This is a genomic window from Baumannia cicadellinicola str. Hc (Homalodisca coagulata), from assembly GCF_000013185.1.
GTDB lineage: Bacteria > Pseudomonadota > Gammaproteobacteria > Enterobacterales > Enterobacteriaceae > Baumannia > Baumannia cicadellinicola_E.
This window is the reverse complement of the sequence record NC_007984.1, coordinates 297385-322097: the sequence shown is the minus strand read 5'-3', so window position 1 is coordinate 322097 and position 24713 is coordinate 297385. Positions and strand designations below refer to the sequence as shown.

22 protein-coding genes, 1 tRNA gene and 1 pseudogene are annotated in these 24713 nt (G+C 34.4%); 14 read left to right on the top strand and 10 right to left on the bottom strand.

Going from position 1 to position 24713, the window contains the following annotated elements; translation table 11 throughout:
* Positions 1–63: 63 nt before the first annotated feature.
* Complete coding sequence (cysB, locus tag BCI_RS01485) at positions 64–1038, top strand: HTH-type transcriptional regulator CysB (RefSeq protein WP_011520483.1); 975 nt, start codon at positions 64–66, stop codon at positions 1036–1038.
* A 42-nt stretch (positions 1039–1080) separates the two neighbouring features.
* On the opposite strand, the gene ribA is transcribed toward cysB, so the two are convergent.
* Entirely contained in the window at positions 1081–1680 is a 600-nt protein-coding gene (gene ribA, locus BCI_RS01480; RefSeq protein ID WP_011520482.1) for a GTP cyclohydrolase II, read from the bottom strand.
* Positions 1681–2014: 334 nt separating this feature from the next.
* Between ribA and BCI_RS01475 the strand changes: the two genes are divergently transcribed.
* Complete coding sequence (locus tag BCI_RS01475) at positions 2015–2311, top strand: LapA family protein (RefSeq protein ID WP_011520481.1); 297 nt, start codon at positions 2015–2017, stop codon at positions 2309–2311.
* Between the two features lie 34 nt (positions 2312–2345).
* Positions 2346–3095, top strand: coding sequence for an orotidine-5'-phosphate decarboxylase (gene pyrF / locus BCI_RS01470; protein ID WP_011520480.1), 750 nt, complete (start codon positions 2346–2348; stop codon positions 3093–3095).
* Positions 3096–3101: 6 nt separating this feature from the next.
* Here pyrF and BCI_RS01465 read toward each other — a convergent pair whose 3' ends face one another.
* The 7 genes from BCI_RS01465 to lolB form a co-directional block, all read right to left on the bottom strand.
* Positions 3102–5039, bottom strand: a complete 1938-nt coding sequence (locus BCI_RS01465; protein ID WP_011520479.1) for an exoribonuclease II — start codon at positions 5037–5039, stop codon at positions 3102–3104.
* Positions 5040–5191: 152 nt separating this feature from the next.
* On the bottom strand, positions 5192–5980 hold the full coding sequence (fabI, locus tag BCI_RS01460; protein ID WP_011520478.1) for an enoyl-ACP reductase FabI: 789 nt from the start codon (positions 5978–5980) through the stop codon (positions 5192–5194).
* 77 nt (positions 5981–6057) lie between these two features.
* Positions 6058–7128, bottom strand: coding sequence for a redox-regulated ATPase YchF (ychF, locus tag BCI_RS01455; protein ID WP_011520477.1), 1071 nt, complete (start codon positions 7126–7128; stop codon positions 6058–6060).
* Positions 7129–7177: 49 nt separating this feature from the next.
* The gene (gene pth / locus BCI_RS01450) at positions 7178–7759 is read right to left on the bottom strand and encodes an aminoacyl-tRNA hydrolase (RefSeq protein WP_011520476.1); all 582 of its coding nucleotides are present in this window, start codon (positions 7757–7759) and stop codon (positions 7178–7180) included.
* A 109-nt stretch (positions 7760–7868) separates the two neighbouring features.
* Complete coding sequence (locus tag BCI_RS01445; protein WP_011520475.1) at positions 7869–8807, bottom strand: ribose-phosphate pyrophosphokinase; 939 nt, start codon at positions 8805–8807, stop codon at positions 7869–7871.
* A 52-nt stretch (positions 8808–8859) separates the two neighbouring features.
* Positions 8860–9735: a 4-(cytidine 5'-diphospho)-2-C-methyl-D-erythritol kinase gene (gene ispE / locus BCI_RS01440; protein ID WP_011520474.1), complete on the bottom strand. Its 876-nt coding sequence runs from the start codon at positions 9733–9735 to the stop codon at positions 8860–8862.
* The gene (lolB, locus tag BCI_RS01435; RefSeq protein WP_011520473.1) at positions 9732–10379 is read right to left on the bottom strand and encodes a lipoprotein insertase outer membrane protein LolB; all 648 of its coding nucleotides are present in this window, start codon (positions 10377–10379) and stop codon (positions 9732–9734) included. The genes ispE and lolB overlap by 4 nt, the downstream gene beginning before the upstream one ends.
* Positions 10380–10686: 307 nt before the next feature.
* Here lolB and prfA point away from each other — a divergent pair, with 307 nt between their 5' ends.
* On the top strand, positions 10687–11787 hold the full coding sequence (prfA, locus tag BCI_RS01430; RefSeq protein WP_011520472.1) for a peptide chain release factor 1: 1101 nt from the start codon (positions 10687–10689) through the stop codon (positions 11785–11787).
* A complete protein-coding gene (gene prmC / locus BCI_RS01425) occupies positions 11787–12629 on the top strand; it encodes a peptide chain release factor N(5)-glutamine methyltransferase (protein ID WP_041574934.1) in 843 nt (280 codons plus the stop codon). Before prfA ends, prmC begins: the two co-directional genes overlap by 1 nt.
* 67 nt (positions 12630–12696) lie before the next feature.
* On the opposite strand, the gene nadE is transcribed toward prmC, so the two are convergent.
* Positions 12697–13518, bottom strand: a complete 822-nt coding sequence (nadE, locus tag BCI_RS01420) for an ammonia-dependent NAD(+) synthetase (RefSeq protein WP_041574933.1) — start codon at positions 13516–13518, stop codon at positions 12697–12699.
* Positions 13519–13923: 405 nt separating this feature from the next.
* Here nadE and pepA point away from each other — a divergent pair, with 405 nt between their 5' ends.
* From pepA to BCI_RS01405, 3 genes are read left to right on the top strand one after another with little or no spacing between them, the layout of a single operon-like run.
* Complete coding sequence (gene pepA / locus BCI_RS01415) at positions 13924–15426, top strand: leucyl aminopeptidase (RefSeq protein WP_011520469.1); 1503 nt, start codon at positions 13924–13926, stop codon at positions 15424–15426.
* 23 nt (positions 15427–15449) lie between these two features.
* Positions 15450–15914, top strand: coding sequence for a DNA polymerase III subunit chi (locus BCI_RS01410; protein WP_011520468.1), 465 nt, complete (start codon positions 15450–15452; stop codon positions 15912–15914).
* A gap of 18 nt (positions 15915–15932) precedes the next feature.
* Positions 15933–18797 carry a valine--tRNA ligase gene (locus BCI_RS01405; protein ID WP_143485619.1) on the top strand — a complete coding sequence of 955 codons (2865 nt, stop codon included), beginning with the start codon at positions 15933–15935 and terminating at the stop codon, positions 18795–18797.
* Between the two features lie 17 nt (positions 18798–18814).
* On the opposite strand, the gene BCI_RS01400 is transcribed toward BCI_RS01405, so the two are convergent.
* Positions 18815–18890, bottom strand: a tRNA-Thr gene (locus BCI_RS01400).
* A gap of 187 nt (positions 18891–19077) precedes the next feature.
* Between BCI_RS01400 and lepA the strand changes: the two genes are divergently transcribed.
* From lepA to acpS, 6 genes and pseudogenes are all read left to right on the top strand, one after another.
* The gene (gene lepA / locus BCI_RS01395) at positions 19078–20886 is read left to right on the top strand and encodes a translation elongation factor 4 (protein ID WP_011520466.1); all 1809 of its coding nucleotides are present in this window, start codon (positions 19078–19080) and stop codon (positions 20884–20886) included.
* An 8-nt stretch (positions 20887–20894) separates the two neighbouring features.
* Positions 20895–21830, top strand: coding sequence for a signal peptidase I (lepB, locus tag BCI_RS01390; protein ID WP_011520465.1), 936 nt, complete (start codon positions 20895–20897; stop codon positions 21828–21830).
* Between the two features lie 39 nt (positions 21831–21869).
* Positions 21870–22547, top strand: a complete 678-nt coding sequence (gene rnc / locus BCI_RS01385) for a ribonuclease III (protein ID WP_011520464.1) — start codon at positions 21870–21872, stop codon at positions 22545–22547.
* A gap of 2 nt (positions 22548–22549) precedes the next feature.
* Positions 22550–23455 carry a GTPase Era gene (era, locus tag BCI_RS01380; protein WP_011520463.1) on the top strand — a complete coding sequence of 302 codons (906 nt, stop codon included), beginning with the start codon at positions 22550–22552 and terminating at the stop codon, positions 23453–23455.
* 133 nt (positions 23456–23588) lie between these two features.
* On the top strand, positions 23589–24320 hold the full coding sequence (gene pdxJ / locus BCI_RS01375; protein ID WP_011520462.1) for a pyridoxine 5'-phosphate synthase: 732 nt from the start codon (positions 23589–23591) through the stop codon (positions 24318–24320).
* Positions 24320–24694 (top strand): annotated as a pseudogene (acpS, locus tag BCI_RS01370) (holo-ACP synthase); the annotation flags it as partial. The gene pdxJ and the pseudogene acpS, both read left to right, overlap by 1 nt.
* Positions 24695–24713 lie beyond the last annotated feature (19 nt).

Sequence of the window (24713 nt, the reverse complement as noted above, 5' to 3'; positions counted from 1 at the left end):
TAGGAGTTTGCTTAGTCTAACCTAGATAGTTTTGGCTTTATAATATGCTCGGAGGACACTAATATGAAATTACAGCAACTTCGTTATATCGTAGAAGTCGTTAACCATAACCTGAATGTGTCTTCTACTGCTGAAGGACTTTATACTTCTCAACCAGGTATTAGTAAGCGGGTCCGTATGTTAGAAGATGAGCTAGGAGTACAAATATTCGCACGTAGTGGTAAACATTTAACTCGGGTAACATCAGCTGGCCAGGAAATTATTCGCATTGCACGTGAAGTACTATCTAAAGTTGATGCGATTAAAGCAGTCGCTGGGGAACATACTTATCCAGATAAAGGATCACTATATGTTGCTACTACTCACACTCAGGCTCGTTACGCTTTACCAGAAATAATTAAGAGTTTTATCGACCGTTATCCTCGAGTATCACTACATATGCATCAAGGATCTCCTTCCCAAATAGCAGAAGCTGTATCCAAGGGTTTAGCTGATTTCGCAATTGCTACTGAAGCTCTGCATTTATATGACGATTTAGTTATGTTACCTTGTTACCACTGGAACCGTGCTATAGTAGTATTACCACATCATCCTTTAGCTAGCAAAACACAGATAACAATTGAAGAACTAGCATCTTATCCATTAGTAACTTATACCTTTGGCTTTACTGGTCGTTCTGAATTAGATATAGCTTTTAACCATGCTGGACTTAAACCACGTATCATTTTTACTGCAACCGATGCAGATGTAATAAAAACATACGTACGTATGGGTCTTGGTATTGGTGTTATAGCTAATATGGCTGTAAGCGCAGAATCTGATCATGATTTAGTGAAAATTAACGCTGATATATTATTTCCCCAGAGCACAACTAAAATAGGGTTCCGTCGTAGTACTTTTCTACGTAGTTATATGTACGATTTTCTTCAACGTTTTGCTCCACACTTAACTAGAGAAGTAGTAGATATGGCAGTATCACGACGGTCAAATGAAGAAATTGAATCCATATTTCAGAAAATTAAGCTACCGGTAAAGTGATATAACTTCATAAAGTTATAATTTATTACATAATATATAAAATTATTTATATCTATCATGTAGTAAATGTCCCATCTTAGCTGCCTTAGTATCTAGATAACGGGCATTTTCTGGATTCCGACCAACTATCAATGGAATTCTTTCTGCAACATTTATTCCAGCTTGAGTAAGAATATCTACTTTTTGTGGATTATTAGTGAGTAAACGAATAGAATATACTCCTAGTACTTTGAACATGTCAGCGCAAAGAGTGAAATCTCTTTCATCCGCCGCAAAACCTAACTGATGATTAGCTTTAACGGTATCTGATCCTTGATCTTGAAGCGCATATGCACGAATTTTATTCAGTAAACCTATATTACGTCCTTCTTGACGATGATAAAGTAAAAGACCACGTCTCTCTTCAGCAATAGAGCTAAGTGCAGCTGCAAGTTGAAAACCACAATCACAACGCAAACTAAAAAGTGCATCGCCAGTAAGACATTCGGAGTGTACTCTTGCTAAAACTGGTTCTTTACTTGTAATATCACCATAGACTAGTGCTAAATGATCGTGTTTTGTAGCTATTTCTTCGAATCCTATCATCAGAAAATCGCCCCAGGGTGTTGGCAGTTTAGCTTCCGCCACACGTTTAAGCTGCATAATAATCTCCCGAAAAACTAATCTAGTTTCTAGTATAACTAACACAATACAAGCATACTGATTAAATACTAATTATATTAGTTTGTCATAATTAAATATTGTTAATAGGTTTTATTATCTTCAACGAGTGATATATATTAATAAATAAAGCCTATATTTAGGCTTATGATATTGATACTTTCTGTTAAGCTAATTATTGCTAATAAAGTAATTCTGTTAATACATATGCAGGTAGTACATAGTAATACCCATAATAGATCGATCGTAATAAATATACTGATTTAGCTAAAAAGTTTTTCAATGTTCATTACACCGCTTGCTAGCAGGAAATAATGTGAAATATATTCTTACAATGTTATTCGTTTTGGTAATTTTAATTACCTTAATATTACTTGGTACACACAATAATCAGATTCTATCTTTTAACTACTTAATAGATCAAAAGGAATTTAAAGCATCTACACTATTATCAATAATATTTCTTTTAGGCTTTATCATAGGTTGGATAACTTGTGGACTTTTCTGGTTACGTACTAGTTTGGCACTTCTTTATGCAAAAAGAGAAGTAAAACGACTAACACAACAAATAGCTAAAGTAACAAATTCTTGTAATTATAATATCAGTCATTAACTTCACTGTTATTGTAGCAATAGGACTTATTTTTATGACATATGATGTTTTATCTGCCATAGCTTCCCCAATTATTGTTGCTTTAGACTATACGAATATTAGTAAAGCACTAGCTTTTGTTGATCTAATATCCCCATTGTATTGTCGGCTAAAAATAGGAAAAATAATGTTTACACGTTTTGGTCCAGAGCTAATAATTAAGCTACAGCAACGTGGTTTTGATATTTTTCTTGATCTTAAATATCATGATATCCCAAATACTGTTGCTGGAGCAGTATCTGCTGCAGCAGATTTAGGAGTATGGATGATCTCCTTGCATGCTATTGGCGGCGAAAAGATGATGGCTGCAGCTTGTAATGCTCTGTCTAATTTTGGTTTAGGAGTCCCAAAATTGATTGCTGTTACAGTATTAACTAGTCTTAGTGATGAGGATTTGCAGATTATTGGTATTCCTAGTACTGCATCTGATTTTGCAATTAGGCTAGCTATTTTGGCCAAAAATTGTGGCCTAGATGGAGTAGTATGTTCTGCACAAGAAGCAGAACATATTAAGAATATATGTGGTCATCATTTTACTATAGTGACACCTGGAATTCGTTTAGCTACTGATGAACTTGGTGATCAATGTAGAATTATGACAGTTCACCAGGCACAGCAAGCTGGTGTTAACTATATGGTAATTGGTCGTCCTATAACTCAAGCTACAAAACCTAATTGTAGGTTAGTTGAAATACTTAACTCATTAAAAATTACTGCTAATTCAGTCGCATTATCTTCTAACTAAATAGACTTAGACAATTTTCGCAATAATAGAACGATTATCTATATGCACTTCTTTAATATATACTTCTATAGTATCCCCCTGTCGGTAACGTTCTTTGCCTTGAATCTGGACAATGCCAATATCTTGGTTACAAATTAATTCATCACGTATGTTATGAATTAATAAGGCAGGGATAAAAGCAATAGCACCATTATCTAGTAGTCTAATTCGCATACCATTACGATAAATATCAATAATCTCAGCACTATAACGAATATGACTTCCTACTTGATTTTTTAAAAAACTAGCATATAGCCAATCTTCTACATCCCTTTCAGCAATGCGATTTTGCCTCCTACGTTCAGACATACGGAAAGTAATGTCTGTTTTTGGTCGTTCTGCTTTACCGGCTCCTATTAAGGCTTTCAGCAAACGATGATTCATCATATCGCTATATTTTCGAATAGGTGAAGTCCACGTAGCATAAACCTCTAATCCTAGACCAAAATGAGGTCCAGGTTCAGTTTTTAACTCTGATAAGGTCTGAAAGCGACGAATTCTACTATCCAAATATGAGGTTGACATAGTATTTAACTTACGACGTAAAGCACAGAATCCTTCTAGGGTCAGTAATTGAGTAGCATCTACTGAAATATTATGTTTTTGTAAAATAGCTACTACTTGATCAATAAGAGTAGTATCGAAACCATTATGGGTATTATATAACCCAAAACCAAGATTATCACGTAGAACACGTGCAGCACATATATTCGCGGTAATCATAGCCTCTTCAATCATTCTTTTAGCAATACGACGTGGTTCAGCAATAATATTCTTCACATTACCATTTTCTTCCAAAATAAAACGGTAGTCAGGTTTATCCTTAAATACTAAAGCATGTTGTTTCCGCCAAGAACTGCGAGCTTGGCAAACTATATGCAACATTCTAATCTGTTCTGCAATAGCATTATTCTGCGGTTGCCAAAAACCAATATTTTCTATCCAATCAGATACTTCATCATAGCTAAGCTTAGCCTTAGATTCTATCCAAGCCGCAAAAAAACGCATGTCTTCATTTAGTGTTCCATCATGCTGCATAGTAACTTGGCAGACTAAAGCCGGTCGTTTTTCATATGCACGTAAAGAACATAAATCTTCAGATAACATCCTTGGTAACATTGGGATATTAAAGCCAGGAAGATAGTTTGTAAAAGCTCTATCGCGAGCTATGCAATCTAATTGACTACCGGCGATAATCCATGCGGTAGGATCTGCAATAGCTATAGTAAGAACTAATGCTCCGTTTGTTCCGTAAGCAACATGTAACGCATCATCTATATCTTCGGTGCTAGCATGATCAATAGTAATAAAGTTTAGTTCTGTTAGATCTTCGCGAATTAAACCATTATCTTGTATTGTGAGATATTTTGGCATAGCAGGTGCTTCACGTTCTAAATTATAGTGAGCAAGAGTTACTCTCCAGTGGGCAAAATTATCATCTTTAGTAGTAATTAGCTCAGTAATTTTAGCATAAAAATAACGATACCCATCTAAAGGATGGTGACACATTTCTGCTATGACCCAGTCTCCATGGCATAGTTGAGTATTCTTCATACTCCGCGGCTGACTAGCTGGAATAATTTCTTTAATCAGTGGATGTTTAGGTAAAAGTGCTAGTTTATCGTTTTTAATTTGCACCTTACCAACAAAACGAGATAAAAAAGGTTCAATTAAAGTTTCTGGTTCAGCAATAGCGCGATTATTTACAATACGCAACACAGCACTAATTTTATCACCATGCATTACTTTTTTCATAAAAAGTGGAGGAATAAAATAGCTTTTTTGTGCGTTAACTTCAAGAAAGCCAAATCCTTTATCAGTGCTTTTAACTACACCTACCATGCGTAGCTCTTTGTCGTATAGTTGCTGTTTGAGCTGTATTAGCAGTGGGTGATCTTGAAACATATAGTTTTACGTAATTAGTATTACTGCATTAAGTAGTATCATTCATGATCAATTTCTCAAAATTTAATAGCCAGCCCATAATACTTGATTAGGTTTCTATATAAATTAGATAGAATGTAATGCATTTACCTCGATTTATAACTTACATGATATTAACTATTTAATATATTATTCATAATAGCGATATTGAACCCTCCATCTACATAGATCACTTCACCAGTAATGCCAGTAGATAAATTAGAACAAAGAAATGCGGCCGTATTCCCTATTTCCTCAATTGTTACTAAGCGTCGGATAGGTGTAACTGATTCATAGTAGCTGAGCATTTTTTTGAAGTTACGTATGCCAGAAGCGGCTAGTGTTTTAATGGGACCGGCAGAAATAGCATTAACACGGATACTATCAGAGCCCATAGCATTCGCCATATAACGAGTATTAGCCTCCAAAGATGCTTTTGCTAAACCCATAACATTATAGTTAGGAATAGCGCGTTCTGCTCCAATATAAGTTAATGTAACCAGAGTTGAATTAGAATTCAGCATATGTCGACAGGCTTTTGCAAGAGCAACAAAACTATAAGCGCTAATATCGTGTGATATAGCAAATCCTTCGCGGGTCACTGTATTAATATAATTACCATCTAGTTGATTGCTAGGAGCATAAGCAATAGCATGAATAAAACCATCAAATTTCGGCCAAAACTTAGATAAATCACTAAAAAGTAATTTAATGCTAGTATCTTGCGCTACATCACATGGTAGCACAATACTAGAATTAAAATCGGTGGCAAATTGTTCAACTCTCGATTTTAATTTATTATTTTGATAGCTAAAAGCTAGTTCTGCTCCCTCACGGTATAAAGCCTGAGCAATACCATATGCAATAGAACGACGACTGGCTATACCTGTAACTAGAAGACGTTTGCTAGTAAGAAAACCCATGATCATCCTTGTATTATTATTGAATACAAGAGAGTATATTCTCTCTTCTAATGTAATCATTAGATGATATTTGACAGTTAAACATTAAATAAAAAGTTTATCACATCACCATCTTTTACTATGTACTCTCTACCTTCCAAATGAATTTTACCTGCTTTTTTTGCTCCTTTTTCACCTTTAAAGGTGATAAAATCATTAAATGAAATTGTTTGTGCTCTGATAAATCCTTTTGCGAAATCAGTATGTATCTTGTTTGCGGCTTGTAAAGCAGTAGTGCCTACCGGTATAGTCCAAGCTCGTACTTCCTTATGTCCGGCGGTAAAGTATGTTTGTAAGTTTAGTAGTTTATAACCAGCTTTAATAACATTATTAAGTCCGTATTCTGGTTCTTGAATACCTAGTTTCATATGCTCAGCTAGCTCTGATTCAATTGTAGCACATACAATAATGAATATTGTTTTTTCATTTGAAGCAAGAAAACGTACTTGATCTAAATAATAATTATAGTTTGAACTATAATTATTAATATTAGCTATATACATAGTAGGTTTTAGTGTAATAAAACTTAAGTAACGAATAGCACTTTTCTCCTCATTACTTAAATTTAAATGACGTAACATACCAAAATTACTGAGAAATTTTAGGCATTTTTTGAGTAAAACTAGCTCTAATTGAGCATTTTGATCGTTGCTTTTGATGCGTTTTTGTACTCTAATTATAGCTTTTTCACAAAGATCTATGTCAGCTAATATTAGTTCAGTATTAATAATATTAATATCAGATTTAGGATCTATATTCCCATTAATATGAATAATTGTTTCATCTTCAAAACAACGTACGACATGAGCAATAACTTCTACTTCACGAATTTTAGTTAAAAACTGATTACCAAGACCTTCACCTTGAGATGCATTTTTGACTAAACCGGCGGTGTCAACAAACTCAATTGTTGTTGGAACAATGCGTTTTGGTTTTACTATTGATGCAATTTGATTTAATCGATCATCTGGTACAGATAACATGCCAATATTAGGTTCAATAGTACAGAATGGGAAGTTTGCAGCAGCTATGTGTGATTTAGTTAGAGCATTAAATAATGTAGATTTACCTACGTTAGGTAATCCTATTATACCACATTTTAATCCCATAAAAATATTACCTATTATTCCTGGTGAATTTAATCTTCTATTTTTGATACTACTTTAGTATTGTGTGTAACTGATGTATTGCGTAAGCAATATTTTGCTGAAACATCAAACTAGTACAAAGTACTGACTCATTGATCGCATGTTGAATTAGCTGCTGTTCTGTATCTAATGGTGTATCTAAGACAAATTTAATAACTTTGTTTTTATCACCTGGATGACCGATACCAATACGTAGCCGGTAAAAATTATTATTATCACCTAATCTATAGATTACATCTTTTAATCCATTATGACCGCCGTGACCACCGCTATATTTAAAACGGGCATAACCAGGTAAGAAATTTAGCTCATCATGTGCTATTAGTATTTCTTCTGGCATGATATTATAAAACTTAGCTATCGCGGCAACAGCTTGACCATTATAATTCATGAATATGGTAGGTATTAGTAAAAAGATCCTTCGTTTACCTATATTTAAGTAACCAGTATAGCCCAAAAAAGAAGATTTATTTATTAATGATACATGGTAATTATTTGCTAATTGATTAACATACCAGGAGCCTACATTATGGCGAGTAAGAAGATACTTATTTCCTGGATTAGCAAGACCTACAATTAATTTTATTGTCACTCGTTATCTCATAAATTGATTTATATTTACTAAGTAAGAGCAATGATGATATTCTAATTATATTAAGTAATAATTTACTTATAAGTTTAGTCAAATATAACTACATTAATTAATGTTCAAACATTGCAGATATTGATTCTTCATTACTAATTCTGCGAATTGCTTCTGCTAGCATACCAGATAAAGTTAAAGTTCTAACGTTTGGTAGTGCCTTGATAGCACTATTTAATGGAATGGTATCGCAGATAATTACTTCATCAATTACTGAGTTTTTTATATTAGCATGGGCTTGACCTGAGAAAATTGGGTGAGTAGCATATGCAAAAACACGTTTAGCTCCATGTTCCTTTAATGCTTCCGCAGCTTTACATAAAGTACTACTAGTATCAATCATATCATCAACTAGTACACAATCGCGATCAGCAACTTCTCCTATAATATGCATAACTTGTGACATATTTGCTCGTGGACGACGTTTATCAATAATTGCCATATCAGTATCGTTTAATAGTTTAGCAATAGCGCGGGCACGTACCACACCCCCAATATCAGGAGATACTACAATTGGATTATTAAAATCTTGTTGTAGCATATCTTCTAGAAGAATAGGACTGCCGAAAACATTATCTACTGGGACATCAAAAAAACCTTGAATTTGTTCAGCATGTAAATCAACAGTTAAAACTCTATCAACACCTACACTTGACAAAAAATCAGCTACTACTTTTGCCGTAATTGGTACTCTAGCAGATCTAACACGTCGATCTTGTCTAGAATAACCAAAGTAAGGCATAACTGCAGTAATACGTCCAGCAGATGCACGACGTAGTGCATCAACCATAACTACTAGCTCCATTAGGTTATCATTGGTAGGAGCACAAGTTGACTGTATGATAAATAGATCACCACCACGTACATTTTCATTGATTTGCACACTTATTTCTCCGTCGCTAAAACGATTAACAGCTGCAACACCAAGACTTGTATATAAACGATTAGCAATTAGTTGTGCTAATTCCGGAATAGCATTACCAGCAAAAAGCTTCATATTAAATACCAGAATAACCTATTGTTATGTTACTACATAAAGGTAAACTTGATTAAGTTAGTAATAATTCTTCTGACTTAATTCGAGTTTTCCTTAATATACGGTGTAAAGGTGAAATATTAACACCTTTAGCTATAAAACTATGCATCCATTTAGGGGTTAGCGAACGAATTTGGCGGGCTTCTGATTCCGTATTAAATTCTGCAAATACCCCAGATCCAGTGCCAGTTAATCTTGAAGGAGCATATTTTAACAACCATAGTAGGTGTTGTTCAACTACAGGAAATGTTTTTGTCGTAATAGGTTCACAAATATTATAGAATGGTTCAGTGAATAATTGCTGAATTGAACGTTTAGGTCGATTTCTTGGTAAATTAGGATGATTAAAAATTAACTTAGTCGCAATTTTAACTGGCGGAAGAGCAACTAAATACCATTTTTCTAATGGTATTACTGGCGTTAAATGTTCGCCAATACCTTCAGCTATTGCCGCCTTACCATATATAAATACGGGAATATCTGCTCCTAGTGATAGGCCTAATTGAGATAACATATTGATATTAAGCCCGCATTGCCATTGCATATTTAGTGCAATTAATGTTGTAGCTGCATCTGATGAACCACCACCAAGACCACTACCTATTGGTAGACGTTTCTCTAACCAAATATCTGCACCTATTTTTCCCATACTTTTACAATTACACTGCAATAATCGAGCTGCACGGATAACAAGATTTTGTTCTTGAGCTATGCTAGTCATGGGATTAAGTAATCTAATCTTAGAATTATTAGTTGATTTAATAGTAATGCTATCACCATAGTCAAGAAACTGAACAAGAGTCTGTAAAAGATGGTACCCGTCAGGACGACGTCCGGTAATATAAAGAAATAAGTTTAGTTTAGCCGGCGCCGGCCACTGACGTATCATGACATACTCCACTCGTTCATTTTTAATTTAATAAGATTGTTATCTTGTCGTATTTCAATGCAATCTGGTAAAGCAGGGATTTTATCCTCGTGATAGGATTTATAAGTAATATTCCAATGTTGCCCATGATAATGATAACTAATTTTATGTAGATATCCTTGCTGATTAAAGGTTAAATTAGTTGCTTGACCAGGTAGACCTAATATCCACTCATGTAGTTCATTCAGAGGAAGATCTAGACCTAAAAGTATCTTAATTCTTGCTAATGCCTCTTCATTAAGATAACTTTGACCTTGAAAGTCTATTAGTTTTACTAATCCTGGTAATATATGTAAGTCTATTTTAGCATTACCAATCATATTCAGTAATACTAACCGGTAGTGGTTAGTACTTATTTGTTGCCAATTAAAGTTGGCATATGTAATTTTATTTCTTGACAAATAAGCAAATAAACCGTTTGTACGGTAATGATTAATCTTTTTGACTAAATATTTGTGACTATGCCATTTTAGATTATAGTTGTTTTCTCTTGTTAATTGCATTAATGCAATATTGCTAGGATTAGGGGTATTAATGCTACAAGAAGCGAGCAAACAATTACTTAGAAGTATGATAAGTAAATAGTATTTTTTAGGTATTAGCATATACCAATATTTTCCCTATAAAAATAATTATAAATCGTCAACATATAACTATTTTAATTAGTAAATAACAATTTCGATATAGGAAAAAATTATTATTTAGTCATTGTCATGTAATAAAAACTATTATTATTAAATATCCGCCGCAATCTATCAGTAAAAACTAATCACTATGTGCACAATTTTTGTTACCAAGTCATTATTTGTTTTTTTAAGAAAGTTAGGGTTGACCTAACTATATAGGTATGTACTATACAAGTAGGACTATTTAGTCAATCTACTATAAGTTAAGTAAGATGAAATACTAGGCATGAAACCTTCCATAATAACTAAGTTAAAAGTATTACAAGAACGTTACTATGAAGTCGAAACTCTACTTGGGAACTCTGAAGTAGCAAAAGATCGGGAACGTTTACGTATATTATCAAAAGAATATGCACAACTTACTGACATTCACACTTGTTTCCAACATTGGCAGCAAGTACAGGAAAATATTAGCATTACCGGGCCGATGCTTGAAGACCCAGAAATGCATGATATGGTACAAGATGAACTAAACAAGTTACATTCCTTACTATCAACACTAGAACAACAGTTACTAACATTGCTACTGCAAAAAGATTCCAATAAAGATCCAAACGATGAACGTGGCTGTTTTATTGAAGTACGTGCAGGTACTGGAGGAGATGAAGCTGCATTATTTGCAGGAGATTTATTTCGGATGTATAGTCGTTACGCAGAAATCCATAGTTGGCAAATCGATGTAATTAGCGCTAGTTCAGGACCTCACGGTGGTTATAAAGAAATTATAGTCAAGATGTCTCATGATAACGCATATGGTCAACTTAAGTTTGAATCTGGTGGTCACCGTGTGCAACGGATACCAGAAACCGAATCACAGGGACGCATCCATACTTCCTCCTGCACCGTAGCAGTGATACCAGATATTCTTCATGCGGAATTACCAGAAATTAGTCCTGAAGATATACGTGTTGATACCTTTCGTTCATCAGGTGCAGGAGGACAGCACGTAAATACTACTGAGTCTGCTATTCGTATCACCCATTTACCTACTGGTTTAGTAGTTGAATGCCAAGATGAACGTTCGCAACATAAAAATAAAGCTAAAGCTATGGCAGTATTAAGTGCCCGCTTACGTGCTGCGGAAGCACAATGCCGACAGCAAGAAGAATCTTGTATGCGCCGTAATTTACTTGGTAGTGGTTATCGTTCAGATCGTATCCGAACTTATAATTTTCCGCAAGGACGGATTACCGATCACCGTATTGGTTTTACTACCTATCGACTAAATGAAGTTATAGAAGGGAAACTAGAAATATTACTACAGCCAATTATACAGGAGTATCAAACAAATCAGCTGATAGCTTTATCTGAATCCGAGATAACATGATTAACTGGTGGCAATGGCTAAAACATGCAACTTCAATACTAACAAATTCGGATAGTCCAAGACTAGATGCCGAACTATTACTTGGACAAATAGTTAGCACTAGCAGAGCGCATATATTAGCATTCGGAAATAATCTATTAAATGATAATCAATATAAACAGCTCGAAAATCTCTTAGAACGTAGATTACGTGGTGAGCCTATTGCTTATATCATTGGAGAGTGGGAGTTTTGGTCACTACCTATACGAGTATCTCCTGATACTATTATTCCTCGACCTGATACCGAATGCTTAGTGGAGCAGGCACTAGGTTTACTGTTACCAATTCATGCTAAAGTACTTGATTTAGGTACTGGAACTGGTGCTATTACGTTAGCATTAGCGTCAGAACGACCATCTTGGCAATTTACTGGAGTCGACAATCACCCCGGAGCTGTAGAATTAGCTGACATAAATGCTGCGCGTTTGGGTTTGAACAATGTAAGATTTTTATGTGGAAGCTGGTTTGAACCGTTGCAATCACAGGTAACACCACGTTATAGCCTTATTATAAGCAATCCTCCCTATGTTGATGCTAATGACCCACATTTAAATAATTTAGGTGTATGTTTTGAACCTAAAAGTGCTTTAGTAGCTGATTGTAATGGTATAGCAGATCTAGCAGCTATCTGCTGTCAAGCAAGCACATATTTACAACACAAAGGTTGGATTATACTAGAACATGGTTGGCTACAGGGAAAAGAGGTACGTACATTACTAATGAAAGCTGGTTTTATTCATATTGTTACTACACATGATTACAGTAATCATGAACGTGTTACTATGGGACAATGGTTATCTTAAAAGATACGGTATTTTGCAAACAATGTATCTATTCTCTTAGATAAGAGGTATCTATTTATAAATTATATTACCAAAAATCATCAAAAATAGTAATTGGTAGATGACGTTTATGCTCCGTTTGTTGGTACAATTTTTCAATTTTTTGCGCGGCGTTAAAATCAATATTTTTACCTTCTAAATAATCATCTATTTGTGTATAAGTTACCCCTAGTACTAATTCATCAGGTAATGCTGGACGTTCATCTTCTAAATCAGCAGTGGGTGTTTTAAGATAGAGATGTTGAGGACAAACTAAATGTTGTAACAAGGCTGTTACTTGGCGTTTATTGAGCCTAAATAAAGGATTAATATCTGTACCACCATCACCGTATTTAGTAAAGAAGCCAGTTATAGCCTCTGCAGCATTATTTGTACCTACTACTAACCCAGAAGTTAAGCTAGCAATGCTATATTGTACTTTCATACGTTCACGTGCTTTCTCATTACCTTTTAAAAAATCACTCAATATTAAACCTGCAGAGCGTAAAGTTATTTCACTAGCTTGAATAGAATTTTTTATATTAATTCGAATTACACGATCAGGCTGAATAAAGTTAATAACATCATTACAGTCTGCTTCATCTTTTTGTTCTCCGTAAGGTAACCTGACAGCAATAAATTGATAATTGTGTTTTCCAGTATCATACCGTAATTCTTCAATAGCTAGTTGGCATAACTTACCTGCAAGAGTGGAATCTTGTCCACCACTAATTCCTAGCACTAGTGTATGTAGTGAAGGATATTTTTTTAAATAAGATTTAAGAAAATCTATGCTAATACGTACTTCTGTAGCAGGTTTTATTTTAGCTTTGACACCTAGCGCTATTATGATCTCTTGCTGTTTTTTAATAAAAATTTCCTCTAAAAGTACTGATTTAAACATTTTTTATGTTAATAACTTATACTATAAGAGTAGTTATATTAGAAAATATATTCATAATATATATACTACTAAAATAAATATACCTGATTAGGTATTATCTATTAAATTAATATTAATCATTTAGTTAGGATTAGTTAGATAAATTAAGCTAATAAATAGATATTTATGCTAATAGCATAACATACTTAAAATTAAATTATTGTTTATCTATACAGAATGATTATTGTATTAGCATAAACTAATACAATTATATTGTAGATATATTATATATAATGAATTCTTACTATATATTATAGTAATATACTATAGTTAATCTAATTAATATAGCGTTATTTTCTTTGCTATCCTTATAATTTAAATTCAGGAGCATACATGGATTTTCGTGTTAAAAGTGGACGTTTAGAAAAGCAACGCAGTGCTTGTATTGTAGCTGGTGTTTTTGAATCACGCCAATTTTCATTTATCGCTGAACAGCTTGATAAAATTAGCAAAGGATATATCAGCGCACTACTGCGTAGTGGTGAATTAGAAGGCCAAGTTGGGCAAGTATTACTTCTATATCATGTTCCTTATATTATGTCTAAGCGTGTTTTACTCATTGGCTGCGGTAAAAAAAGAGAATTAGATGAGCGAAAGTACAAAAAGATCATTATCAACACTGTAAATGCTTTAAATAATACTGGTTCGATAGAAGCAATGTGCTTCTTAACTGAACTACAAGTTCAGGGAAAAAATACCTATTGGAAAATACGCCAAGCGGTAGAAATTGCACATAATTTATGTTATACTTTTGATAAGTTCAAAAAGACAAAAAAAATAAGCTACCAGTTACGCAGAATAACATTTAATATTACTAATCGCCGTGAACTAACTAGTAGTAAATGCGCGCTACAACATGGTATTGCTATTGCGGCTGGTATCAAAGCTGCTAAAGATTTAGCTAATATGCCACCTAATATCTGTAACTCAGCCTATCTTGCCTCTAAAGCTCATGAGTTAGCTAATAGTAATAAACATATTAATGCTAGTGTTTTGGGCAAACAACAGATGAAAGAGTTAGGTATGAATGCTTATTTAGCTGTTGGCCAAGGTTCTGCTAATGAATCACTAATGTCAATTATTGAATATCAGGGGCATTTAGATTCAAAAGCACGTCCGATAGTGTTAGTTGGTAAAGGTCTAACATTTGATTCTGGGGGTATTTCTATTAAGCCATCTAATAAGATGAATGAAATGAAATATGATATGTGTGGTGCAGCAACTGTTTATGGCGTAATGCGCGTAGTATTATCCTTAAACTTACCACTTAATATTATTGGAGTCTTAGCTGGATGTGAAAATATGGTAGATAGTTGTTCATTTAGACCTGGAGATGTACTCACTACTCTTTCAGGCCAGACTGTAGAAGTATTAAACACTGATGCTGAGGGGCGTTTAGTACTTTGTGATACTCTAACTTACATAGAACGTTTTAATCCAGAAATTGTTATTGATATTGCTACTTTAACTGGAGCCTGTGTAATTGCACTAGGACATCATTTTACAGGAATGATGTCTAATCATAATCCACTATCCAATGAACTTAGTAGCGCTGCAGAACAAGCAGGAGATTATATCTGGCCTTTACCGTTAAGCAATGAGTTTCATGAAGAACTTGATTCCCATTGTGCTGATATGACAAATGTTGGCGGCAGTGCTGGTGGCGCTATTACTGCAGGTTGTTTCTTATCTCGTTTTACAAGTAAATATCATTGGGCTCATTTAGATATTGCAGGTACAGCCTGGAATACGGAAAAGCATCAGGGTGCAACAGGACGTCCTGTTGCGATGTTATCGCAATTTCTAATCAACCGTTCTATTTCTGATAATAAGTAAGATTATTTATCTTTATTTATTACATGAAAAAAGTAACATTTTATAGACTCAATAAAAAAACGATACCAAACTGGTTAATCGCCATGGAGCAGCTCGCTTATCATTTAGTAGTTATAAATTGGCGAGCAGGAAAAAGAATATTAATTGCTTGTGAAAGTAATGATCAAGCAAAAAAAATTGATCATGGACTTTGGGCTAAAACTCCAACTGCTTTTATTCCACATAATCTAGTTGGTGAAGGACCAAAAGATGGTGCGCCAGTAGAAATTTGTTGGCCACATCAATATAACTATACTCCACGTGATCTAATTATTAACTTACTACCAAAATGTACTGATTTTATTTTTTCTTTTAATGAAATAATCGACTTCATCCCTGATGAAGAATTTTTCAAACAGTTAGCACGGAACCGGTATAAAGCTTATCGTAACGTAGGTTTTCAATTAACGATCACTAAACCAACTATTGCTTACCTTAGTAAGGTATAATGCAAGCACATGACAATAATAGATAAGATATATAATCCTCACGATATTGAACAATCGTTATACAAGCATTGGGAAAAACAAGGATACTTTAGACCTCATAGTAATACCTGTAATAATAGCTACTGTATCATGATTCCTCCACCTAACGTAACTGGTGGCCTACATATGGGACACGCTTTCCAACATACTATTATGGATATTCTAATACGCTATCATAGGATGCTGGGTAAAAATACTCTTTGGCAAGTAGGAACAGATCATGCAGGTATTGCTGCACAAATGATAGTAGAACATCAGATATTTGCTGAAGAGGGTAAAACACGACAAGATTATGGCCGTAAAGCTTTTATTGAGAAAATTTGGCAATGGAAAGCATTATCAGGTAATCTAATTAGTAATCAGATACGTCGCTTAGGTTGTTCCGTAGACTGGGAGCGAGAACGTTTTACTTTAGATGAAGGTTTATCTGATGCTGTAAAGGAAGTTTTTGTTCGCCTATATCAAGAAAACTTAATCTATCGTGGAAAAAGATTAGTAAACTGGGATCCTAAGTTACAGACAGCTATTTCAGATTTAGAAGTAGAAAACCGTGAATCAACTAGTTCTATGTGGTATCTACGTTATCCACTAGCAGACGGCGTTAAGACTATGGATGGACTAAACTATTTAGTTGTTGCGACTACAAGACCAGAAACAGTCCTCGGTGATACTGGTATAGCAGTTCATCCTGACGATCAACGCTATAATCATCTCATTAATAAATTGGTCTTATTACCTTTTGTTGAACGTCGAATTAAGATTATCGCAGACAATAATGTTGATATGAATAAGGGCACTGGTTGTATGAAAGTTACACCTGCTCATGATTTTAATGACTATGAAATGGGTAAGCGTCATCAATTACCCATAATTAATATATTAACGTTTGAAGGTAATATACGCGAAGCAGCAGAAGTTTTTGATACTGATGGTAAAATGAGCCAGATACTATCTAATAATATTCCCCCATACTTCCGTGGTCTAGAACGTTTCGCGGCACGTAAGGCTATAGTAGAAGCATTTAAATCTCTTGGTTTATTAGAGAGAATTCAATCCCATAATCTCACTTTACCTTATAGTGATCGCAGTGGCGTAGTAATAGAACCGATGTTAACAGATCAATGGTATGTAAATACAGCGCCATTAGCAAAAGTAGCAAGAGAAGCAGTTGAGACTGGAGCTATTAAATTTGTCTCCAAGCAATATAAAAATATGTATGTTAGTTGGATGAATAATATCCAAGACTGGTGTATTTCACGTCAGCTATGGTGGGGGCACCGTATTCCTGCTTGGTATGATAGTAAAAATCAAGTATATGTTGGCCGTAGTGAAGCTGAAGTACGTCATACATATCAGCTTAGTGATACAGTCATGCTATTTCAAGATCAAGATGTATTAGATACCTGGTTTTCATCCGGTATTTGGACTTTCTCGACCCTAGGATGGCCTAGTCAAACTGAGGCACTACGTATTTTTCATCCAACTAGCGTTGTAGTAAGTGGATTTGATATTATTTTTTTTTGGATTGCACGAATGGTTATGTTGACAATGCACTTTAATAAAGATGCAACTGGTCAGCCACAAGTACCTTTTAAAACAGTCTATATCACTGGTCTGATACGTGATGAAGAAGGGCAGAAGATGTCAAAAACAAAGGGAAATGTGATTGATCCATTAGATATAATCGATGGTATATCATTAAATAATTTATTAGCTAAACGATCTAGTAATATACGGCATCCCCATTTAGCAAAAAAAATATGCAATAATACAGTACAACAATTCCCAAACGGAATTCCATCATACGGTACTGATGCATTACGCTTTACTCTAACTGCGCAAGCCTCAACTGGACGTGATATTAATTTTAGTATGAAACGTTTAGAAGGTTATCGTAACTTCTGTAATAAACTGTGGAATGCTAGTCGTTTTATTTTAATTCATACTCAAGATCAAGATTGCGGTTTTGGTTTTGATGGAGGGAAAAAAGTCTTATCATTAGCAGACAGATGGATTTTAGCACTATTGAACCAGACGGTGAAAAAGTTCCGTGATGCTATAGATAATTATCGTTTTGATTTAGTTGCTGGAATACTGTATGAGTTTACCTGGTACCAATTCTGTGACTGGTACCTAGAACTAACAAAACCAACTATTTATAATAATCATAATATAGCTGAATTACGTGGTACTCGCTATACTTTAGTCTATGTGCTCGAATCGTTACTACGTCTCGCTCATCCAATAATTCCTTTTATTACAGAAAAAATTTGGCAAAGTATAAAATTGATTACTAGCAGTCATGACGATACTATCATGCTACAACCATTCCCAGTCTATGAATCAGCTTTAGACGATGCTAAAGCAATTAATGATCTTGAGTGGACTAAGCAAGCTATTATTGCTGTACGCTCTATCCGTTTGGAAATGAATATTCATCCCCAAACACCTCTCGAACTGCTGTTACGTAATATATCAACTGAAGCTCAAAGTTTAGTTAATGATAATTTAAGAGTGATCTGTGCTATAGCAAAGCTAAAAAATATTACTATGCTACCATATGGCAAGAGAGTCCCTGTTTCTGTTACAAAATTTATTCCTGGTGCTGAACTACTAATACCACTTGCCGGTTTAATTAATAAAAATACTGAATTAGAGCGTTTAGCTAAAGAACTTTATCGTATCGAAATTGAACTTAACCGCATTAAAAAGAAACTAATAAATCAGAGTTTTGTATGTTCTGCCCCTAAATCTATAGTTGTAAAAGAGTATGATAAACTTCAAAAGTATCAACATTTAAAATGTAAACTACTAGAACAAAGAGATCTAATAGCTAGAATATAATCACATAACATATTATTTGGTGCCGATAATAGGATTCGAACCTATGACCTTCGCGTTACGAATGCGAAACTCTACCAACTGAGCTATATCGGCTTTTAGGCTAAGTCTATCAAGTTACTAACTTGATAATATTATATTGTGAATATTAAAGAGTTAATTTTATTTTTACAACGAAAAAGGCAACAATTAATATTTAATTATGTAGATCATATGTCGATAAATTGAATATGAATAACCTTTAAAACAGAAATTTTTTATTGCTATTATAAAATTCATATTAATGAAAAAAATACGTAATTTCGCTATTATAGCTCATATTGATCATGGAAAATCGACACTCTCTGACCGTTTTATTCAACTATGTGGAGCATTAAGCAGCCGTGAAATGGTCAATCAAGTTCTTGATTCAATGGATATTGAACGTGAACGCGGTATAACTATCAAAGCCCAAAGTGTTAGACTTAACTATAAGGCTCTCGATAGTCAGTTATATCAATTAAATTTGATTGATACACCAGGCCACGTAGATTTTTCTTACGAAGTTTCTCGTTCATTAGCTGCTTGTGAAGGTGCACTATTAGTTGTAGATGCTAGTCAGGGAGTTGAAGCACAGACACTAGCTAACTGCTATACGGCAATAGAAATGAATTTAACTGTAGTCCCAGTGATCAATAAAATTGATTTAGCTAGTGCCGATCCAAATCGCGTACTACAGGAAATTGAAGATATAATTGGCATAGATGCCACTGATATAGTCTTTTGCTCAGCAAAAACAGGATTAGGTATCTCAAATATCATCGAGCGTATTGTAAGAGATATACCACCTCCAAAAGGAGATCCTACGGCACCACTTCAGGCGTTAATTATTGATTCTTGGTTTGATAACTATTTTGGCTTAGTGTCGTTAGTACGGATCCAAAATGGCACTTTACGCAAAGGCGATAAAGTGACAGTAATGAGTACTGGACAGAGCTATAATGTTGAACGTTTAGGATTTTTTACCCCTAAGAAAATAGATCAAGAAGAGTTAAAATGCGGTGAAGTTGGTTGGCTAGTTTGTTCAATAAAAAATATTTTTGGTGTTCTAGTAGGTGATACTTTTACTCTAACGTATCAACCTGCTCAACAAGCACTACCAGGCTTTAAGAAGGTTAAACCACAGGTCTATGCTGGATTTTTTCCTGTTAATGCTAATGACTATCAATCTCTTAATGATGCCTTAGGTAAATTACGTTTAAATGATGCTTCACTATTTTATGAAATTGAACAATCTAATGCTCTCGGTTTTGGTTTTAGGTGTGGTTTTCTTGGTTTATTACATATGGAAATCATTCAGGAAAGGCTAGAGCGAGAGTATAATCTTAATCTAATTACTACTGCACCTACTGTTATTTATGAGGTAATTACTCATGATAAAAATACGTACTTTATCGATAGCCCCTCTAAATTACCATCTATTCATGAGATTAAAGAACTACGAGAACCGATTGCTAAGTGTACTATTTTAGTACCACATAAGTATCTAGGTAAAGTAATTAATTTATGTATTGAGAAACGTGGGGTACAGAAAGATATTTTCTATCATGGTAAAATGGTTACATTAACCTATGAAATACCTATGGCTGAAGTAGTGATAGATTTTTTCGACCGCTTAAAATCAATATCTCGTGGTTACGCATCGTTAGATTATGAATTTCAGTTTTTTCAAACATCAAATGTAGTACGCGTAGATGTACTAATTAATGGTGATCGCATTGATGCGTTAACTATTATTACTCATAGAGTAAATGCTCTATACCGTGGCCGTGAGTTAGTAGATCGATTACAGGAACTCATCCCACGCCAGCAGTTTGATATAGCTATCCAAACAGCTATTGGTAACAATATTATTGCCCGTTCGACAGTAAAACAATTACGTAAGAATGTTTTAGCTAAATGTTACGGCGGAGATGTAAGTCGCAAAAAAAAACTATTACAAAAACAAAAACAAGGTAAAAAACGCATGAAATTAATAGGTAAAATTGAGCTACCTCAAGAAGCTTTTATGTCTATTTTAAATGTCAAGAAAAAAAGTAATAAGGTATGTTAGGAGTATGCATGGCTCATATGTTTGCCCTGCTATTAGCAGTTGCAACACTTATAACCGGGATATTATGGTTAATTAAAAAGTTTAAACTATTACTGATACCATGTGAAAATACGAACTTATTTCGATATAACAATAATTTAGTCAATTTAGGGGCATCAGTTTTTCCAGTATTATTACTAGTATTTATAGTGCGTTCTTTTATTATTGAACCATATCAAATTCCATCTAGCTCTATGATGCCAACCTTATTAGTTGGGGATTTTATTTTAGTAAATAAATTTGCTTATGGGATCAAAAATCCAATTACTCAGAACACTATAATTAACATTGGTCATCCAAAAAGGGGAGATATAGTTGTATTTCAATATCCATATAATACAAAACAAACTTATGTTAAGCGTGTTATTGGTTTGCCAGGCGATCTAGTTAGTTATGATCCTATCGTTAAACATATTACCATAAAACCAGGTTGGGTTAATCACAATACGTCTAAAAAGAGTGAAATAGCTGTTACCTATAGTGATATCACTTTAAGTGATTTTGTTCAGAACTTAAATACGGATAATCATTGTTATACTAATAACAACTTTACACAGCAGATAAAGATAGATCGATTATTCTGCCGTAATGTTCGTTTACTGCAGTGCCAAGAGTCATTAGATGGTGTCGTTCATAATATCCTATTTTTACCGAAATTAGATCAAGATCAATCTAATATTAATAACCAGTTAGCTGCTTATATGCTGAGAGAATGGATTGTACCTCAAGACCAATATTTTATGATGGGTGATAATCGCGATAATAGCTCTGACAGTCGCTACTGGGGTTTCGTACCAGAAAAAAATCTAGTAGGTAAAGCTATAATAATTTGGATTAGTTTTGATAAACAAGAAGGCCAGTGGCCAACGGGAATTCGTTTCAGCCATATTGGCGGTATTCGTTAATATTATGTTATATTTATTTAAATAGCCTACATTATACGTATGAACTGCTTATTAAATAATCTACAAAAGAAAATAGGTTATTATTTTCAAAACCAGAACTTATTATTACAAGCTCTAACACACCGTAGTGCGAGTAATAAACATAATGAACGTCTGGAATTTCTAGGCGACTCTATATTAAGTTATGTCATAGCACATGCATTATATCAGCGTTTCCAGTATATTAATGAGGGAGACATGAGTCGTATGCGTGCTACTTTAGTCAGAGGAAATACATTAGCTGAAATCGCTAGAGAGCTAAATTTAAGTACGTGTTTACGCTTAGGAATAGGAGAGTTAAAGAGCGGTGGATTAAGCCGTGACTCAATACTTGCAGATGCAGTTGAAGCTTTAATTGGTAGCATATTTCTAGATAGTAATATTTTTACTGTAGAAAAATTTATACTAAACTTATACCGCAGTCGCTTAAATAAAATTATTCCCGGCGAGAGACAAAAAGATCCAAAAACTAGATTACAGGAATATCTACAAGGACAGCATATGCCTTTACCTATATATATAATAGTTCAAATTTCTGGTGAAACTCACGATCAAAGATTTATTATCCACTGCCAAGTAAATAATCTAGCTAATCCCATTATTGGTCATGGCTCTAGTCGTCGTCAAGCTGAGCAAGCTGCGGCACAGCAAGCTTTAAAGATACTTAAAATAGAATAAATATGAATATAAATACTACTTATTGTGGTTTTGTTGCGATAGTAGGAAGGTCTAACGTTGGCAAATCAACACTGTTAAATAAACTATTAGGCCAAAAAGTATCAATTACTTCACGTAAGCCACAGACCACACGTCACCGCATTCTTGGTATTAAAACGGACGATATATACCAGATTATATATATAGATACTCCAGGGCTACATCTTCGGGTAAAAAATAAGCTAAGTATTTTAATGAACCGTAGAGCTAGTAGCTCTATGAATGATGTTGATCTAATTATATTTGTAGTAGAGGGAATAAAATGGACTAAAGATGATGAACTAGTACTGAGTCAGCTATATGATCGGCACTGTCGTGTAGTATTAGTAATTAATCAAATAGATAAAGTAGCTGATAAAAATAAGTTACTAAAACATATGAATTTACTTGACAAAAAAAGTAATTTTCACGCCATTATACTTGCTTGTGCGTTAAACGGGATTGGTGTTAATATCTTAGCCGATGTTGTCCGCAAAGAGCTACCAATAGCGCATCACCTTTTTCCCAACGAGTATATTACTGATTGTTCACCGTGTTTCATGGCTGCTGAAATTATCCGTGAAAAGTTAATTAGATTTTTAGGTGATGAACTTCCATACTCTGTCACCGTTAAAATAGAAAGTTTTACTGCCAAAAAGAACTATGGTTATGAGATTAAAGGTATGATTTACGTTGAACGTACTGGACAGAAAAAAATACTAATTGGGAACCAGGGTCAGAAAATAAAAAAGATCAGCATTGAAGCTAGACAAGCTATGAAAGCTCTATTTAAGACAAGTATATATCTGGAACTATGGGTAAAAGTTAAATCAAAATGGACTAACGATCAACATGCCTTACGTAGTTTAGGCTATGTATCCCATATATAATATTCTTAGTATCAAGAAAAGTAAACTTTTAATCCGTTAGATATATAAACATTCGCGTGAATTCACTAATAGTGAAATAACTATTTAATTGCGATAGTATTGCATTAGTACATAGATACTACAGGAGAAATATATGTCGAGATTATTATTGAACGTCAATATTGATCATATAGCAACATTGCGTAATGCACGTGGTACCACCTGGCCTGATCCTGTACAGGCTGCATTTATCGCTGAAGATGCAGGTGCTGATGGAATTACTGTGCATCTACGTGAAGATCGTCGACATATTAACGATCGCGATGTCACGATGCTACGACAAACAATCAAAACTCGTATGAACCTAGAAATGGCAATAACAGACGACATGATTGCAATTGCCTGTAGTGTGCGCCCCGATCTCTGCTGCTTAGTACCAGAAAAGCGCCAAGAGTTAACTACAGAGGGTGGTTTAGATGTTGCTCAACAGAAAAAAAAAATCAGCAATGCGATCTATCTGTTAAGTGAAGCAGGTATTATGGTTTCACTATTTATCGATGCTGATAAACAACAGATAGAGGCTGCTGCTGAAATTGGCTCACCTTATATTGAAATACATACTGGTTGTTATGCTAATGCCCGAAATAATACCGAGTGTATTGCAGAACTAGAGCGTATTAGACAAGCAGCTGATTATGCTACTTCACTAGGTTTAAAGGTTAATGCTGGTCATGGTCTTACTTACCATAATGTTCAGGATATTGCCATGCTATCTTTTATACATGAGCTAAACATAGGCCACTCTATTATTAGCCGTGCTATTATTAGTGGTTTAAATCAAGCAATCATCAATATGATTAATTTACTACATAATGCGCGTAGTTAATGGCTATTCTAGGTATAGGTACTGATATTGTAGAAATTGCACGCATTCATACGGTTTTAGTGCGGTGTGGCGAACGGTTTATTGACCGTATTTTAAGTCCAATAGAGTATAAGCAATATCACCAGCAGAATAATTCAGTACATTTTCTTGCTAAACGTTTTGCGGTTAAAGAAGCTGCGGCAAAGGCTTTGGGAACAGGTATTTGTCATGGTATCGCTTTTGTTCAATTTGAGCTATTTCATGACGAGCGAGGAAAACCTCAATTGCGGTTACATGAACAAGCAGCACAATTAGCTAGAGAACGTCACATTACTCGTATGCATGTAACTTTAGCAGATGAACGGTATTATACTTGTGCTATGGTTATCTTTGAGGGAGATATTAGATCAAATG

Coding starts and splice junctions, on each gene's coding strand:
- rnc (WP_011520464.1), top strand. CDS start 21,870: ATGAACTGCTTATTAAATAATCTACAAAAGAAAATAGGTTATTATTTT.
- ispE (WP_011520474.1), bottom strand. CDS start 9,735: ATGATACGTCAGTGGCCGGCGCCGGCTAAACTAAACTTATTTCTTTAT.
- BCI_RS01445 (WP_011520475.1), bottom strand. CDS start 8,807: ATGAAGCTTTTTGCTGGTAATGCTATTCCGGAATTAGCACAACTAATT.
- pdxJ (WP_011520462.1), top strand. CDS start 23,589: ATGTCGAGATTATTATTGAACGTCAATATTGATCATATAGCAACATTG.
- BCI_RS01465 (WP_011520479.1), bottom strand. CDS start 5,039: ATGTTTCAAGATCACCCACTGCTAATACAGCTCAAACAGCAACTATAC.
- prfA (WP_011520472.1), top strand. CDS start 10,687: ATGAAACCTTCCATAATAACTAAGTTAAAAGTATTACAAGAACGTTAC.
- ribA (WP_011520482.1), bottom strand. CDS start 1,680: ATGCAGCTTAAACGTGTGGCGGAAGCTAAACTGCCAACACCCTGGGGC.
- pepA (WP_011520469.1), top strand. CDS start 13,924: ATGGATTTTCGTGTTAAAAGTGGACGTTTAGAAAAGCAACGCAGTGCT.
- fabI (WP_011520478.1), bottom strand. CDS start 5,980: ATGGGTTTTCTTACTAGCAAACGTCTTCTAGTTACAGGTATAGCCAGT.
- lepA (WP_011520466.1), top strand. CDS start 19,078: ATGAAAAAAATACGTAATTTCGCTATTATAGCTCATATTGATCATGGA.
- lepB (WP_011520465.1), top strand. CDS start 20,895: ATGGCTCATATGTTTGCCCTGCTATTAGCAGTTGCAACACTTATAACC.
- era (WP_011520463.1), top strand. CDS start 22,550: ATGAATATAAATACTACTTATTGTGGTTTTGTTGCGATAGTAGGAAGG.
- ychF (WP_011520477.1), bottom strand. CDS start 7,128: ATGGGATTAAAATGTGGTATAATAGGATTACCTAACGTAGGTAAATCT.
- BCI_RS01410 (WP_011520468.1), top strand. CDS start 15,450: ATGAAAAAAGTAACATTTTATAGACTCAATAAAAAAACGATACCAAAC.
- lolB (WP_011520473.1), bottom strand. CDS start 10,379: ATGCTAATACCTAAAAAATACTATTTACTTATCATACTTCTAAGTAAT.
- pyrF (WP_011520480.1), top strand. CDS start 2,346: ATGACATATGATGTTTTATCTGCCATAGCTTCCCCAATTATTGTTGCT.
- cysB (WP_011520483.1), top strand. CDS start 64: ATGAAATTACAGCAACTTCGTTATATCGTAGAAGTCGTTAACCATAAC.